This is a genomic window from Romboutsia sp. (assembly GCF_035470145.1).
GTDB lineage: Bacteria > Bacillota > Clostridia > Peptostreptococcales > Peptostreptococcaceae > Romboutsia_D.
In genome coordinates this window covers 1-15,910 of the sequence record NZ_DATIRC010000311.1, presented here as the reverse complement: position 1 = coordinate 15,910, position 15,910 = coordinate 1, and the positions used below count along the sequence as shown (strand labels likewise).

The 15,910-nt window shown below is 28.2% G+C and carries 16 protein-coding genes and 2 other annotated features; all 16 genes read right to left on the bottom strand.

Annotated features, from left to right (window positions below; translation table 11 throughout):
- Positions 1 to 85: 85 nt before the first annotated feature.
- The gene (locus VLM92_RS12665; protein ID WP_325276697.1) at positions 86 to 997 is read right to left on the bottom strand and encodes an RluA family pseudouridine synthase; all 912 of its coding nucleotides are present in this window, start codon (positions 995 to 997) and stop codon (positions 86 to 88) included.
- A gap of 8 nt (positions 998 to 1,005) precedes the next feature.
- Entirely contained in the window at positions 1,006 to 1,449 is a 444-nt protein-coding gene (gene lspA, locus VLM92_RS12660; protein WP_325276696.1) for a signal peptidase II, read from the bottom strand.
- Between the two features lie 74 nt (positions 1,450 to 1,523).
- Positions 1,524 to 2,294: a polysaccharide deacetylase family protein gene (locus VLM92_RS12655; protein ID WP_325276695.1), complete on the bottom strand. Its 771-nt coding sequence runs from the start codon at positions 2,292 to 2,294 to the stop codon at positions 1,524 to 1,526.
- A 23-nt stretch (positions 2,295 to 2,317) separates the two neighbouring features.
- Complete coding sequence (locus VLM92_RS12650) at positions 2,318 to 2,818, bottom strand: TraR/DksA C4-type zinc finger protein (RefSeq protein WP_325276694.1); 501 nt, start codon at positions 2,816 to 2,818, stop codon at positions 2,318 to 2,320.
- A 6-nt stretch (positions 2,819 to 2,824) separates the two neighbouring features.
- Positions 2,825 to 3,208, bottom strand: a complete 384-nt coding sequence (locus tag VLM92_RS12645; protein WP_325276693.1) for a DUF5665 domain-containing protein — start codon at positions 3,206 to 3,208, stop codon at positions 2,825 to 2,827.
- 133 nt (positions 3,209 to 3,341) lie between these two features.
- On the bottom strand, positions 3,342 to 4,352 hold the full coding sequence (gene trpS, locus VLM92_RS12640; protein WP_325276692.1) for a tryptophan--tRNA ligase: 1,011 nt from the start codon (positions 4,350 to 4,352) through the stop codon (positions 3,342 to 3,344).
- 11 nt (positions 4,353 to 4,363) lie between these two features.
- The gene (locus VLM92_RS12635; protein WP_325276691.1) at positions 4,364 to 5,062 is read right to left on the bottom strand and encodes a 5'-methylthioadenosine/adenosylhomocysteine nucleosidase; all 699 of its coding nucleotides are present in this window, start codon (positions 5,060 to 5,062) and stop codon (positions 4,364 to 4,366) included.
- A 54-nt stretch (positions 5,063 to 5,116) separates the two neighbouring features.
- Positions 5,117 to 5,344 (bottom strand) — a binding site (T-box leader).
- 795 nt (positions 5,345 to 6,139) lie between these two features.
- Complete coding sequence (gene ileS, locus VLM92_RS12630) at positions 6,140 to 9,247, bottom strand: isoleucine--tRNA ligase (RefSeq protein ID WP_325276690.1); 3,108 nt, start codon at positions 9,245 to 9,247, stop codon at positions 6,140 to 6,142.
- A gap of 118 nt (positions 9,248 to 9,365) precedes the next feature.
- Positions 9,366 to 9,668: a binding site (T-box leader), on the bottom strand.
- A gap of 79 nt (positions 9,669 to 9,747) precedes the next feature.
- Complete coding sequence (locus tag VLM92_RS12625) at positions 9,748 to 10,275, bottom strand: DivIVA domain-containing protein (RefSeq protein ID WP_325276689.1); 528 nt, start codon at positions 10,273 to 10,275, stop codon at positions 9,748 to 9,750.
- A 10-nt stretch (positions 10,276 to 10,285) separates the two neighbouring features.
- A complete protein-coding gene (locus VLM92_RS12620) occupies positions 10,286 to 11,071 on the bottom strand; it encodes an RNA-binding protein (RefSeq protein WP_325276688.1) in 786 nt (261 codons plus the stop codon).
- Between the two features lie 10 nt (positions 11,072 to 11,081).
- Positions 11,082 to 11,354: a YggT family protein gene (locus tag VLM92_RS12615; protein ID WP_325276687.1), complete on the bottom strand. Its 273-nt coding sequence runs from the start codon at positions 11,352 to 11,354 to the stop codon at positions 11,082 to 11,084.
- Positions 11,355 to 11,384: 30 nt separating this feature from the next.
- Complete coding sequence (locus tag VLM92_RS12610) at positions 11,385 to 11,846, bottom strand: cell division protein SepF (protein ID WP_325276686.1); 462 nt, start codon at positions 11,844 to 11,846, stop codon at positions 11,385 to 11,387.
- A gap of 33 nt (positions 11,847 to 11,879) precedes the next feature.
- The gene (locus VLM92_RS12605) at positions 11,880 to 12,584 is read right to left on the bottom strand and encodes a YggS family pyridoxal phosphate-dependent enzyme (RefSeq protein WP_325276685.1); all 705 of its coding nucleotides are present in this window, start codon (positions 12,582 to 12,584) and stop codon (positions 11,880 to 11,882) included.
- A gap of 8 nt (positions 12,585 to 12,592) precedes the next feature.
- On the bottom strand, positions 12,593 to 13,687 hold the full coding sequence (locus VLM92_RS12600) for an HlyD family efflux transporter periplasmic adaptor subunit (RefSeq protein WP_325276684.1): 1,095 nt from the start codon (positions 13,685 to 13,687) through the stop codon (positions 12,593 to 12,595).
- Positions 13,688 to 13,920: 233 nt separating this feature from the next.
- Positions 13,921 to 15,390, bottom strand: a complete 1,470-nt coding sequence (locus VLM92_RS12595) for an alanine/glycine:cation symporter family protein (RefSeq protein WP_325276683.1) — start codon at positions 15,388 to 15,390, stop codon at positions 13,921 to 13,923.
- A gap of 256 nt (positions 15,391 to 15,646) precedes the next feature.
- The coding region (locus VLM92_RS12590) for a sporulation stage IV protein A (protein WP_325276682.1) at positions 15,647 to 15,910 on the bottom strand (264 nt) is incomplete at its 5' end.

Genomic DNA, 15,910 nt, shown 5'->3' with positions numbered 1-15,910 from the left:
TTATGATATCTCTGTATCACTTAAAGGTATTTTAATTTTTATTTGTTTATATCATTATATATCTTTACAACAAATTTTGCAAGACTTATTTAAGTTTATTAATTATATCTTTAAAATATTCAGGTAACTCCGAATCAAACTCTATGTATTCTTTTGTTGTAGGATGTATAAATCCTAATTTTTTAGCATGTAATGTTTGTCCATTTGTTTTAAATTTATTATTCTTAGGACCATAAACTGGATCTCCTAAAAGCGGGTGATTTATAGATAGTGCATGCACTCTTATTTGATGAGTTCTACCAGTTTCAAGTCTAGCCCTCATATGTGTAAAGTTTTCGTATCTTTTTACAACTTCAAAATGAGTAACCGCATTTCTTCCATCTTTTACTATTGCCATTTTCAATCTATCCTTAGGATTTCTTCCTATTGGCTTATCTACTGTTATTTTGTCTTCTTTCACCACACCATAACATATAAACTCATACTCTCGAGTTATAGAGTGATCTTTTAACTGCTTAGCTAAGCTGTTATGAGCATTGTTGTTTTTAGCTATCATTAACAATCCTGACGTATCTTTATCTATTCTGTGAACTATTCCCGGTCTTATAACACCATTTATAGAAGACAAATTATCTTTACAATGATATAATATTGCATTTACTAAAGTATTCTCATAATTCCCAGGTGCAGGATGTACTACCATATCCTGTTGTTTATTTACTATAAGTAGATCACTGTCTTCATAAACAATGTCTATCGGTATATCTTGAGGTATAACTTCTAATAATTTGGGGGCTGGTATTTCTATTACTATTTTATCGTCTTCTTTTACTAAATACTTTGCTTTTTCTTCTTTATTATTAACCTTTACTTTCTTATCTTTTATTATCTTTTGAATATAGCTTCTTGACATATCTCCAAGTTGAGATGATAAATATACATCTAATCTATCTCCTTCATCTTCTTCAAGAGCTAAAAATTCTCTTACTTCATCCATTATTTCACCTACTTTTCCTCTTCAAAAAATATTATATATATACATAGCATTATAGTTCCTACAACTACAAAAATATCTGCTACATTGAATACATATTGCCAAATAAATCTAAAATCAAAATAATCTACTACAAATCCAAGTTTTATTCTATCTATCAGATTTCCTATAGCACCAGATATTATAAGTATTATACCTGCTTTACCTAATAAATTTACCTTCTTTGTATGTAAATAGTATAAACCAAGTGTTGATGCTATCAATGCAACTATTATAAATATAATTTGGTTATTTTGCAACATTCCAAATGCTGCACCTCTATTTTCTACATATGTAAGATGAAATACATTTTCAATTATAGGTATGCTACCAATTTCTTTTAGAGAATTTAGTGCCCATAACTTAGAAATTTGATCTATTCCTATTAATAACGCTATTATTAATTCATATAACAATATATTTTCCTCCCAACTTATTATATATTACTATTATACAAAAAAAAGCTTCCTAATTGGAAGCCTGTTATTTCTTATTTTTGTGTGGGATGGTCTTTGTCTAAATGATCTATAAGTTGAGATACCGTTACAAAGTTATATCCCATTTCTTTTAGCTTAGGTATTACAACATCTAGAGCTTGTATAGTTTGTGACTTTGAATTTCTTAAATTATTATAATCATGTAGCAGTATTATATTTCCGTTTTGTACTTTTGAAGTTATAGTATTAACTATATAATAAACTCCTGGATTAGACCAATCTCTTGCATCTAAGTTTGACCATAAAACTATATTCATGTTTTTTTCTTTTATAATACTACACATGTCTTTACTTATTGCTCTATATGGAGGTCTAAATAATATAGGTTCTTCACCTATTACTTTTTTAATGGATTTTTGAGTTTTAGTTATTTCTTTATCTATTTCTTCATATCCTCTTTTAGATACATTTATATGCGTAAATGTGTGATTCCCTATTTCGTGACCTTCGTCATATTCTCTCTTTAATAGTTTAGGATTCCATCCTATTTTTTCTCCCACTACAAAAAATGTAGCTTTAACATTATATTTTTTTAATATATCCAAAACTTGTGGTGTAAAATCTTCATCTGGTCCATCATCAAATGTCAATGCTATTACTTTTTCATTATCATTTCCTTTTTTTATTATTATATCTTCATAGTCATTCATTATGTCTTTTTTAAAATTTATAGTTTCTTTGATATTTAAGTTTTCTTGTTTATATGAATATATTCCTATTAATAAAAGTAATGCCACAGCTATTGTATATATTACTTTTTTCATTATGGATACCTCTTTTCATATTATCAATCTAGATTTGATTCATCATTAGGCATTTTATTCATTTCATAAAGTTTTAATAATGTCTCATCATAAAAATTCTCACTTTCATTTATAAGGTTTTGGTTAAACTTTCTACTTGTTACAGGAACATCTGGTTGATGTTTTGCACAATAACTACATAAACTAGTTTCTGGAAGTATGTCCAATCTTTCTTCGTCTATTTGCTTATGACACTCTACACATATTCCATAAGTTCCATTTTCTATTTTATATAAAGCATTTTCTATATTTCTTAATCTTCCTTGTTCATGAATGGTTAAACTATTTTGCATATCTTGCATATATACTTCAGTTCCAATGTCTGCCAAATGATTATCATAGCTTGATAATTCACCTGATGTATATTTTTCACTAGTATGATCTGTTGTATTTCCAAACACAGTATTATCTTGCATCTCACCTATTAAGTCTATTAATTTTTTCTTTTCATTTAAAAGTTCTTGTTTATATTTATTTATATTCATATGCATCTACCTCTTTCTATAATTATCTACTATATCCATTAATCTTGCTATATGTTCTCCTATTACAGGCAAATCTACCCAACTACTTAATAAATAAAATAGTAATCCTGCTAAAACAGAAAGTCCTATAGCTTGACCAAACCCCTTACCAAGTCCTGCAACGAAATTTATTAAAAATAACCTTCTTTTACTGTCGGCTAACATCATATAGTCTCTAATTCTACTTCTTTCTATTATTAAAGTTAGTCTTTCTAAATATCTTCTTATTAGTCCTAAATCTTCTGTTGTTTTTTCACATAAATTCAGCTCATTCATAGCCTTATCAAGATCTCTCATATTTATAGGATTTTGTTCATGAAGGTTATTATCTTCTCTATACTTAATATACATCACATCCTTTTATAAAACACTTTTCATATAAATAGTATGTGAAGTTTTTCGTCTAAAAATACAAAAGGATTATATACAAATTTATTTACTAAATTTATATATAATCCTTTTCATTTTTCTTTAACTTTATACACTATCTTGGTAAAAACTTTCTTTCTATTAATCCTACTTTTTTGTATACTTTTCTTAAAGTTTTTCTAGCATGCCTTTCAGCTTTATCTGCACCCATAGCATATACATTTTCTAAATAATCTTTATTATTTAGAAGGTCATTGTATTTTTCTCTTATTGGTCTTAAAGTTTCTGCAACTACTTCTGCTACATCTTCTTTAAACACTCCATATCCTTTTCCTTCATACATAGCAACTAACTCTTCTATAGACTTATTGCTTAGTTGAGAATATATGTCTAATAAATTCTTTATTCCTGCTTGTTCATCATTGTAACTTACAACACCTAAAGAATCTGTTACACTTCTTTTTATTTTTCTTCTTATTGTATCTGCATCATCAGCTAGAAGAATAAATGCATTTTCATTAGAGTCAGACTTACTCATCTTTTTGGTAGGTTCTTGTAAGCTCATTACTCTTCCTACTTCTTTTGGTATATATGGTTCTGGTATCTTAAATGTTTCAGAATATCTATTATTAAATCTAGATGCTAAATCACGAGCTAACTCTAGATGCTGCTTTTGATCTTCTCCTACTGGTACTAAATCTGTTTGATATAAAAGTATATCAGCAGCCATTAATACTGGGTATGTGAATAATCCTGCATTTAAATTAGCTTCACTTTTTTGTGACTTATCTTTAAATTGAGTCATTCTACTTAATTCACCCATGTAAGTCATTGTATTTAATATCCACATAAGTTCTGTATGAGCACTTACATGAGATTGTATAAATATAGTATTTTTTTCTGGGTCTAACCCACAAGCTAAATATTGAGCAAGCAATTGCATAGTATTGGCTCTTAAATCCTTCGCTTCTTGAGGTATTGTTATAGCATGTAAATCAACTACACTATAAAAGCAATTATACTCATCTTGAAGCTTAGTCCAGTTTTGTATAGCTCCTAAGTAATTTCCTAAAGTCATTTTTCCAGATGGCTGAGCACCACTAAATATTATTTTTTTTTCACTCATTCATCTCACCCCTATATTGATTTCAACATATTAAGTACTATGTCTTTAGAGTTATGAGCTGCATCTTGTACAAACTCTTCATACACTACATCTGCAGTTCCATCAGCTTTATCAGACATGGCTCTTATTATTACAAACGGTACTTTATTTAAAGAACATACATGAGCAATAGCTGCTCCTTCCATTTCTCCACAGTACGCACCAAAATCATTTACTAATTCATCTTTTAATTCTTTAGAACTTATGAACATATCACCTGTAACTACTCTTCCTTTAACCACTTTGTGTGTTTTAGTTTCTTCCACAGAAGACTCGAATGCTGCTTTTACAAGCCTTTCATCTGCTATGAAAGTTGAATTATCCATTCTTGGTATTACACCTTTTTTGTGTCCAAATACAGTTGTATCAAAGTCGTATTGTATTGCATCTGTTGATATTACTATATCATATACATCTAAATCAGAATGTAGCGCTCCTGCAACACCTGTATTTACCACTGCATCTACATCAAATTCACTTATTAATATTTGTGCGCATAATGCTGAATTTACTTTTCCTATTCCGCATCTCACTAATACTATATCTTTTCCTTCTAATGTTCCTTTGTAGAATTTTAAGCTTGCTTTTTCTATAGTTTCTTTAACATCCATTAATTCAACTAATATATCTACTTCTTCGTCCATTGCACCTATTATACCTATTCTATTCATGAGTGCCTCCTATATTTTATATTTTTTGTATTAAAAAATCCGCCCTATATTAAACTATAGGACGGATATATTTTCCGCGGTACCACCTAATTTATATGTATTTTAAATACATATCCCTCAACATCTGCTATAACGTGCAGTCACGATATCGGCTAGTTTACAATTGTATTTCACCTTACTCCTCCAAGGTCCATTCACTAAATTCTTTATGTTAAGTTCTCAGCACCCTTAACTCTCTGTACTAAAGTTATTTTAGCTACTAATCCTTTTCTTAGGATTTTATTATTAATTTCTTATTTTATAATATGCTCTACACTAAAATTTGTCAACTATATAGTTATATAAATATTATAAACATATTAGTTTAAAAATACTCCTATATTTAAAATTATTAATTTACATATTCAAGTTCATGTATATATTCAGTACTATATCTCGTATTATTAACGTTAGCATAGATGTTGATAAATGTGTAAATACAATTACTGTTCATTTTACTAATTATAAATAATATTATACAAATCCACTCAAAAAAACCATGAAGTTATACAAAGGAATACTAAGTACACCCCTATAATTTAAATCTTCATGGCTTTTGATTTAATTTTCTAACTAAAGTTACTTAATTTTTGTTAATGAGCATATCCACGCTCATTAATGTGACTACCGCAACAATTTTTCCCCCACTTTTACAACATAACTTTATATAGATTATGTTGAAACCTTACATTACTTATTCCTAACATATAACATACCCCTATTTATGTATATATGCACTTTACTATCCCTATTTCATTATATATTTTAAAATGTAATATGTAAAGGTTTTCTTAACTTTGCAGAAAATTCAAATTTAATCTATTTCCATCTATCTTTTCTCAAAATTTAAATACATGATTCTAAATAAGTTTTAAATTATACATAGTTACTATTTTTAGCTTTTCTATTGATTTAGTATATAAAAAATCCACTTTAACTATATTAACAAAAACATTACTATTGATAAATTTAGAGATATGAATTTATAATATGTAAAAATCCCTATAATATTTTTGAGCATTATAGGGATTTTTTTAATTATTTTCTTATAACTTTTATTCCTGTCATATGGTCATTTAAGTTATGTTTTTCTAAACTTTCATCTTCAACTCTAGTTACTTTTAAAGCTAAAGTTTCCGTTTTTATATAATCTTTATAATTTTCTATAGCTTGTGCTATTTCATCATCTGAGCAGAAATCTATATCTATATTATCTAATACATCAAAGTTACTTGATTTTCTTATTTGTTGTATTTTAGATATAAATTCTCTTGCATATCCTTCTTCTATTAAACTATTAGTTAATGTAGTATCTAGTATAACGAATAAGTTATTTTCCATAGATACATTGAATCCTTCTTTCGCAGCTATATTAACTAATACATGTCCTTTATTAAATTCAAAGTTTTCTCCATCTATATCAATAGTTAAACTTTCTCCATTTTCTAATTGAGGTACAACTTCACTTGGATTTAATTTATTTAATGCTCCTGCAAAGAACTTCATCTTAGCCCCTAATACTGGTCCTAATTCTTTAAAGTTTGGCTTTAAGCTAAAGTTCATATATTCTCCTAGGTCTTTAGCAAATACTACTTCTTTAACGTTAAGCTCTTCTTTGATTAAGTCAACTACATCACTTATGTTATCTTCAAATTTACCATCTACTAATACTTTTTGTATTGGTTGACGTACTTTTATTCTAGTAGCTTCTCTTGATGCTCTACCTAAAGTAACTAAGTTTTTAACTAAGTCCATTTTTTCTTCTAACTCATTATCTATTACCTCTAAGTTAGCTTTTGGATAAGTACTTAAATGCACTGACATTTCTTCAGTTAAGTTTCTGTATATTTCCTCAGATATATATGGAGCAAATGGTGCTATTAATTGACATAACTGAGTTAATATTTCATAAGTTGTATTGTAAACTGATTTCTTATCTCCTGTTAATTCAGTTGCCCAGAATCTTCTTCTTGAACGTCTTATATACCAGTTAGATAAATCCTCATTTATAAAGTCTTGTATCATTCTTACCGTTTTATTTAATTCAAATATTGCTAAGTTTTCTTCAACTTCTTTCTTTAAGTTATTAAACTTAGATAATATCCATCTATCTAATTCTGGTCTATCTTTATAATCTACAAAGAATTGTGTTGGGTTTACTTTGTCCATATTTGCATATAATGTGAAGAAATTATATACGTTCTTCATAGTTCCTAGGAACTTACTTTGAACTTCTTTTAATCCATCTACGTCAAATCTAGTTGGAGTCCATGGCGGAGATACATATAGTAAGTACCATCTTAAAGCATCTGCTCCATATTGATCAAATAACTCAAATGGATTTACTGTATTCCCTCTTGATTTACTCATTTTCTTTCCTTCTTTATCTAATACAAGATCGTTAACTAAAACCTTTTTGTATGGAGCTTTACCCATAACAAATGTAGATATAGCAAGTAATGAGTAGAACCATCCTCTAGTTTGATCTATACCTTCACAGATATAATCTGCTGGGAATAATTCTTCAAAGTTTTCTTTATTTTCAAATGGGTAGTGATGTTGCGCAAATGGCATAGCTCCACTATCAAACCAACAGTCTATAACATCTGTTACTCTTGTCATTGACTCACCACAACATTCACACTTTAAATGTATATCATCAACATACGGTCTATGTAATTCTACAGTTTCTGGGTTTACATCTTCTATAGCTTTTTCAGCTAGTTCCGCTCTTGAACCTACAGAATCTTTGTGTCCACATTCACATTTCCATATGTTAAGTGGTGTTCCCCAATACCTACTTCTTGATACTGCCCAATCATTTAAGTTTTCTAGCCAGTTACCAAATCTACCTTCTCCTACGAAAGCTGGATACCATTCAACTGTTTTATTATTTGCTATTAATTGGTCTTTTAACTTAGTCATTTCTATATACCAACTTGGCTTAGCATAGTATACAAGTGGAGTTTGACATCTCCAGCAGTGTGGATAATTATGAGCTACTTTTTCTTTACTATATAATTTATTTTCAGCATGTAGCCATTTTATTATTTCAACATCTACGCCCTCTTCCATAACGAATTTACCTTCCCATGGAGTTGATGTAAATTTACCCGATTCGTCAACTGGTTGCAGTACTGGTAAACCATACTTTCTACCTAGGTTATAGTCATCTTCACCAAATGCTGGTGCAGTATGTACTATGCCTGTACCATCTTCAGTTGTTACATAATCTCCTAAAGTTATGAAGAATGCTTTTTCATCAGTTTCAACGAATGGCATTAGTTGTTCATACTGTATATGCTCTAAATCTTTACCCTTCATTTCTTCTAATACTTCATAATTTTCACCTAATACTTTATTAGCTAAAGGCTTAGATACATAGTAAACTTCATCATTTTGCTTAACTTTTAGGTAGTCTATTTCTGAACCTACCGTTAATGCAACATTTGAAGGTAATGTCCAAGGAGTAGTTGTCCATGCTAAGAAATATTCATCAGCATCTTTTCTTTTAAATTTAGCTATTACTGTATTGTTTTTTATTTCCTTATATCCTTGAGCAACTTCGTGTGAAGCAAGACCTGTTCCACATCTTGGGCAGTATGGAAGTATCTTGTGTCCTTCATATATATATCCTTCTTTATTAAACTTATTTAATATCCACCATACTGACTCTATATAATTATTATCTAAAGTTATGTACGGGTTATCTAGGTCTATTTCATAAGCCATTCTTTCAGTCATTTCTCTCCATTGCTTTTCAAAAGAGAAAACTGATTCTCTACATTTCTGATTAAATTTATCTATTCCATAAGCTTCTATTTGTTGCTTATCAGACAATCCTAATTCTTTTTCTACTTGTATTTCAACTGGCAATCCATGAGTATCCCATCCAGCTTTTCTTTTTACTTGATGTCCATTCATAGTTTGGTATCTACAGACAGAGTCCTTTAATGTTCTTGCTATAACATGGTGTATTCCAGGATTTCCATTTGCTGTTGGAGGACCTTCAAAGAATACAAAACTTGGATCATTTTCACCTTTTTCTAAAGTTTTCTTAAGTATATCTATATCATTCCAATACTTAGAAACTTCTGCTTCTGCTTGCTTAACAGAACTATCTACTAATGGCTTAAACTTTGCCATAATATCACCCTTTCATATAATTATATATTATAATTGTTATCTAACTTAACTTAGGCTATAACTAGATGTCTAAATAATGGATACTTAATTTTTTAAATTAAAAAACTCGCCCCCTAATAAAAGGGACGAGTATTAATCGCGTTACCACCCTAATTCTACATACAAAGATTTACTTGGTTATTTCGCCAACGAACATATTTCGCATGCTCTCAATATATTACGTTGCTCAAATTCTTATAAGTAAATGTATATAGCACTCTATAGTATAGTTTAACGGCACTAACCGGCTCAGCTTAATTGATTTTTATCTTTCAGCCTGCAGCTTAGGAGTGATTTTCCACTTTATAAATTTATTGGTTCTCAGCATACCCAACTCTCTGTGAAATTCTTTAAAGCTTACTGTCTCCATCATTGCTTTTGATTTTTTAGTTATAATATGAAATTTTATAACAAGTTGTTAGAATAGTCAATATTTTTTTGCACAATCTTTTTGTACAATCTTAATCTATTGTAACTGCAACTTCTTCTTTTTCTAAATTATACATTGTTGTAGTTTCAAATCCACTTATATTACTATCATCTACATTATAAAATATTTCATCTATACTTCTTATTTCATCTTCTAGTAATGATTTAAATTTATTTCTAAATATTTTAAACTCTTTAACCATTGTGTCATATTCTTTTCTTATTTCTATAACACGATTATTAGCTTGCTCTATAACTTGCCTTGACTTTAAATCAGCTTCTTCTACTATTATTTTAGCTTTTCTATTAGCTGCACTACATGTATCTTCAGCTGCACTTTGAGCTGTTATTAATGTAGCTTTTAAAGTTTCTTCTATATTTTCATACTTATTTATTTGGTCTTGGTATAATCTTACTTTTTCTTTAAGTTCTAGATTTTCTCTATATATTTGTTCAAAATCTTCTTTAACTATATCTAAAAATTCATCTACTTCTTCTTCTTTATATCCTCTTATAACTTTTTTAAATTCTTTATTTTCTATTTCAATTGGAGTTAGCATATATTTCCTCCTATACCATTAACTTAGCTTGAACTTTTATTCTGCCTTTTTTTGTAATATCTCCTACTTGAACTACCTTTGCTCTTCCTTTACCTCTAACAGAAATTAAAGATTCACTTTTTACTTCTTTAGATGGTGAAGTTATCTTTTCATAATTTACTTGTACTCTCTCTCCATTTATATATTTCATACTATCTTGTCTAGATATATTATATAAACCACTTATTATACAATCTAGTCTACCTGAAGATACAGTGAATGATATCTCTTTATAATTTGGAGGATTGTATTTAATTTCATTTTTACAAATTTCAAATAAATTCACATTATTTCTTGATACTTTATTTAAGTTCATTATTATAAAATCGCAAATATCATTGCTAACTATAATTTGGCAAAAATTATCATGTATAATAATATCTCCAATTTTTTCTCGTTTTATTCCTAGGTTCATAATCGCACCTAAATAATCCTTATGAGAAATACTCTTGAATTTAAAGTTACCTTCTATTTGTATAAATTTAAGGTTGTTTTCTATTTCTTCATACTCCATATAGTATGGGTATATAAATATAGTACTTCTTTCTGCATTGTCATAGCCACCATCAACAGTGTATTTTATATCACTATTTGAATTCAATATATCAATGGCATTCTTTATTTCAAAAGGATTTAAAAAATCAGTTTGCCTCACATCATAGTTTTTTATAGTGCTATTAGCTTTATCTATAACTCTAAACATTTTATTTTTTAAATCTATATCTTTTATATGATTAGTTAATCTTAGTTTGTCCATTTAACTCTCCTTAGTAGAACATCATTAATGCTACTCTCTTTAAAAACATTAATAATAATATCGCTATCATTGGAGAAAAATCTACTGGTCCACTACTATATTTATACATTATAGATCTTATTGGAGCTTCTATTGGATCAGTTACATTACATAAAAAATTATATACACGTCTTCCCATATCACTTTCCATTACATTCGGAATCCACGTCATAAAACTCCTTATAACTATGACCCATGTTAATATATCAAATAGGTAATACAAACCAAATCCTATTGTACGCATCTCAAAACCCCTTTACTAATTTATATTTTACTACTTACTATTTTGCCAAGGGAAAAGTGCCTTACTATTTTCTAGTTCCTTTTTTATACTTGCATCTATATCTACATTGTTTGGTGCTAATATAAATATAGCTTTAGATACTTTTTGTATAGTCCCATCTAATACATATACGGCTCCATTCATAAAGTCAAATATTGATTTACGAGCTATAGCATCATTTAGGTTTTCTAAGTTAACGATGACTGCTCTTTTATTTTTTAAATGGTCTGCTATAGTTGTAACTTCATCATATTTCTTAGGCTCTACTATTACAACCTTCATTTGAGTTGTAGTATGCAATTTAACAATGTTAGTATTTCTAATTGTAGTGCCTATTTCTTCACCTATTTCTGATTCTTCAGTAAAAACAGCTTCTTCTTCCTCTTCAATGTAATCTTCTTCTTCTTCTTCAACTATCCAGTTTTTAAATTTAGATAATATTCCATCTCCCATTATTAACGACCTCCTTAATATTTATTCATTAGTTTATTGTTTATTATAGTTTCTTTCTCCAAATATTGATGTTCCAATTCTAACAATATTAGAACCTTCTTCTATAGCTATTTCATAGTCATTACTCATTCCCATAGATAAGAACTCCATCGAAACATTATGTATATTCATTTTATCTATTGCTATAGATAATTGCTTAAGACCTTTGAATACTTTTCTTACTTCTTCTTCATCTTCACTAAAAGGTGCCATAGTCATAAGACCTTTAATTTTTATATTTTTGTAGTTAGAAGATACATGTTTTATAAAATCTAGCACATCTTTTTCTTCTAAGCCATGCTTACTTTCTTCTTTAGATATGTTAACTTGAACTAAACAGTTTATTGTTTTATTTATTTTCTCTGCTCGCTTTTGTATTTCTTCACCTAAAGCTTGTCTATCTAAAGAGTGTATCATATAAACTTTATCTATTATGTACTTTACTTTATTTGTTTGTAAACTTCCTATCAAGTGCCAATTCACTTTATCCCCTATTATTTCGTATTTCCTAGCTAATTCTTGTGGTTTATTTTCCCCTACATCTGTTACTCCACTCTCTATAGCTTCTAGTACAGCATCTACATCTACATTTTTTGTAACTGCTAATAGCTTAATTTTTTCACTATTCCTGTTAACTTTTGTTGAACAATTTTTTATATTGCTTCTTATACTACTTAAATTTTCTTTAATATTAACCATTTTTTCACCTACTTCATTATAATATTTTTATTTATATTATTAGGTCTTAAAATGATTTCATCGTATAAACTAACAGTTTTTATTCCATCTATATTGCTGTTATAATAGTCTATAAATACGAATTCATCATTTTCATACTCTATACCTTTTAATTCAACAAACTCTATATCTTGTGTTTGATCATTTACTACATATACACCTTTTTTATTGTCTACTATTTTTATAGAACTTTTAGGTATTTTAAATCCTTCTATTTGCTTATATATTATATCAAATTCTTCTACTCTTGTATCGTAAATTCCTACATTTTGATTATCTATTTTGAATATAATTACAATATCTGATTTATTTTGATATATTTTATATACTTTTCCGTCTATTTCTTTATCATTGAAGCTTATTTTAATATTATTACCTATACTAAAATGGTTAGATTCTTTTTCACTTACACATATAGCCAAATATGTTACATAGTTATTTATAATTCTAGCAACAGGGGTACCTTCCTTTACAATATTATTATTTTTAACCGTATCATTATAATCATTAATTGTGTTTTCTATATCTTCTTTAGTTATTTTACCTAAATTTTCGAAATTATATTTTTTTTCATTTCCATCAAATTTATATGAAATTATTCCTGATATATCTGTTTTTAAGTATGATGTAGTTTTTTCTTTTTGAGTTTTTAATATCTTCTTTTGTTCTTGTTTTGTTTTAAGTTGAATTTTAGCTACTTCTTCACTCAATTTATTAGAATTATTTTGTAACTCTATCTTCAAATCGTTTATTTCTTTATTTAAGTTTTGTATTTCTAAATTTATTTTATTAATCTTGTTATCTTTGTATATATATGCTATTTTCTGAGATTTTTTTATTTTTTGACCTTCATCATATAGTTTCTCTATAATTCCTTTTTCATTTGACTTTATAAGATACTCTTCTCTTATAAAAAGACCTTTGGTAGTTATTTTAGCGTTTAATTTTTCTGATTCTAATGCTATTGTTTCTGTGGTTCTACTTATAAATACTAATCCAATCTGAAATATAAGATATATAAATACTCCTAATATTAACACCTTAGAGCGTTTAATCTTTTTCAAGGTTATATCTCCTTTCTATAAATATTCCTTTATATTATTTCTTCAAATTGTATTGTATTCCCTTTTATTATAATTCATAAAAGCATTACACTATTTTTATATTTTCTACTAAAACCATTTTGTATTTGCATTTTTTATCATAAACTAATCATATTCATCAAATTATAAAGGAGCTACTTTAAAAAGTAGCTCCCTTATAATTTTTAAATTAAATATGATTATTATTTATTTTATTATTTGTTTTTTGATTTCTCTACCCAGAAATCTGCATTTTCTATTCCTAATTCAATAGGATTAAAAGTAATTTCTTCACTTGGAACTCCTGCTTTTAATTGTCGTTCATAATCTTTAAAGCATTTTATTGCAGTATTAGATAATATAAGTATAGCTATTATATTAAGCCATGCCATTGATCCAACTCCGATATCACCCATTGTCCATGCAAGAGTTGCTGTTTTTACGCAACCAAATCCTACTGCTCCTAATAACACTATTCTTAATAGATTTATTCCTAATTTACTACTTTTACCTGCTATTTTTTTAGATATGTATGTTACGTTAACTTCTGCTATATAATAATATGCCATCAATGTAGTTAATACAAAGAAGAACAATGCTATTGAAACGAATGATCCTCCAAATCCTGGTATTAAACTGTCTACTGCAATTTGAGTAAACATTGGCCCAAATTCTACACCTGGTAAATTTTCAACTATCATTGCTCCACCGTTACCTATTACATTGTAACTTCCTGTCATTAATATCATAAATCCTGTAGCTGAACAAACAAATAATGTATCTACATATACTGAAAATGCTTGAACAAATCCCTGTTTTGCTGGATGTGTAACTTCAGCCGCTGCTGCTGCTTGCGGTCCTGTACCTTGACCAGCTTCATTTGAATAAATTCCACGTTTTACTCCCCAAGCTATCGTTGAACCCATTATACCTGCAAATGCCTGCTCTGCTCCAAATGCTGACTTAAATATTAATGCTATTACACCTGGTAATTGCCCTATATTAACAATTATTATCGCTACAGCCATTAGTATATATATTCCACCCATAAATGGAACTATTACCTCTGCTGCTGAACCAATTCTTTTTATTCCTCCAAATATTATAAGTGCTAATAATGCCATTAAAAATACTGCCACTATGTTAGGACTTATTCCAAATGAATTATTTACTGCTACTGCTATAGAATTAGATTGAACACCTGGTAAAAATAATCCAGTTCCTAGTACTGTTGCTACTGCAAATATTATTCCATACCACTTAGAAAAAGTTGTATTTCCAAGACCTTTTTCAATATAATATGCCGGACCTCCACGATATTGGCCATTATCTTCTTCTTTATAAATTTGAGCTAATGCAGATTCTGCAAATGCTGATCCTGCTCCTAGAAATGCTATTGTCCACATCCAAAATAGTGCTCCAGGTCCACCCATAGCTATTGCAGTTGCAACCCCTGCTATATTTCCTGTTCCTATACGACCTGCAAGAGACGTACATAAAGCTTGAAATGAAGATATTCCTTCTGATGACTTTTCACCTGTAAATAGCAATTTTACCATTTCTTTAATATGCCTAACTTGAGAAAATCCAGTTCTAAAAGAAAAATAAACACCCGTTCCTAAACATAAATATACGAGCCAATTACTCCAAATTACATTATTAATTGCATTAATGACACCTTCCATAAGATACCTCCCTAGAAAAATTAAAATAATAAAAAATAATTAAACATAAGTTAAATCTTATTGGCTATTCAATTTTATAAATGTAAGTTATTAATAGATTTAATCTCTGTTAAATACTAATTCAATAAAATATGTAATTTCCCTTTTATTTTTTTTGAAATTTTCTGAATATTAAATCCGTATTTTTTATTTTTATTTAATATTAGTAAGAAAGATTAATTTTATATATATAAAATTAATCTTTTTCACTTAATTCCTATAACAAAATAGTTATTATATTCATACTACCTTCATTTATAATTTTTTGTAAAGTTTTCTGTATCTTTACTCTTATTTCTTCTGGCATTGTATATAATTTACTTTGTAATTGTTCTTTGACTAAATCATGTAAAGACTTCCCAAACATATTTGAAGCCCATATCTCACTAGGATTTTGTTCAAATTCTTCTTGAAGATATTTTACCATTTCTTCACCTTGATTTTGACTTCCTACTATTGGAGATATTTCAGTTGATATATC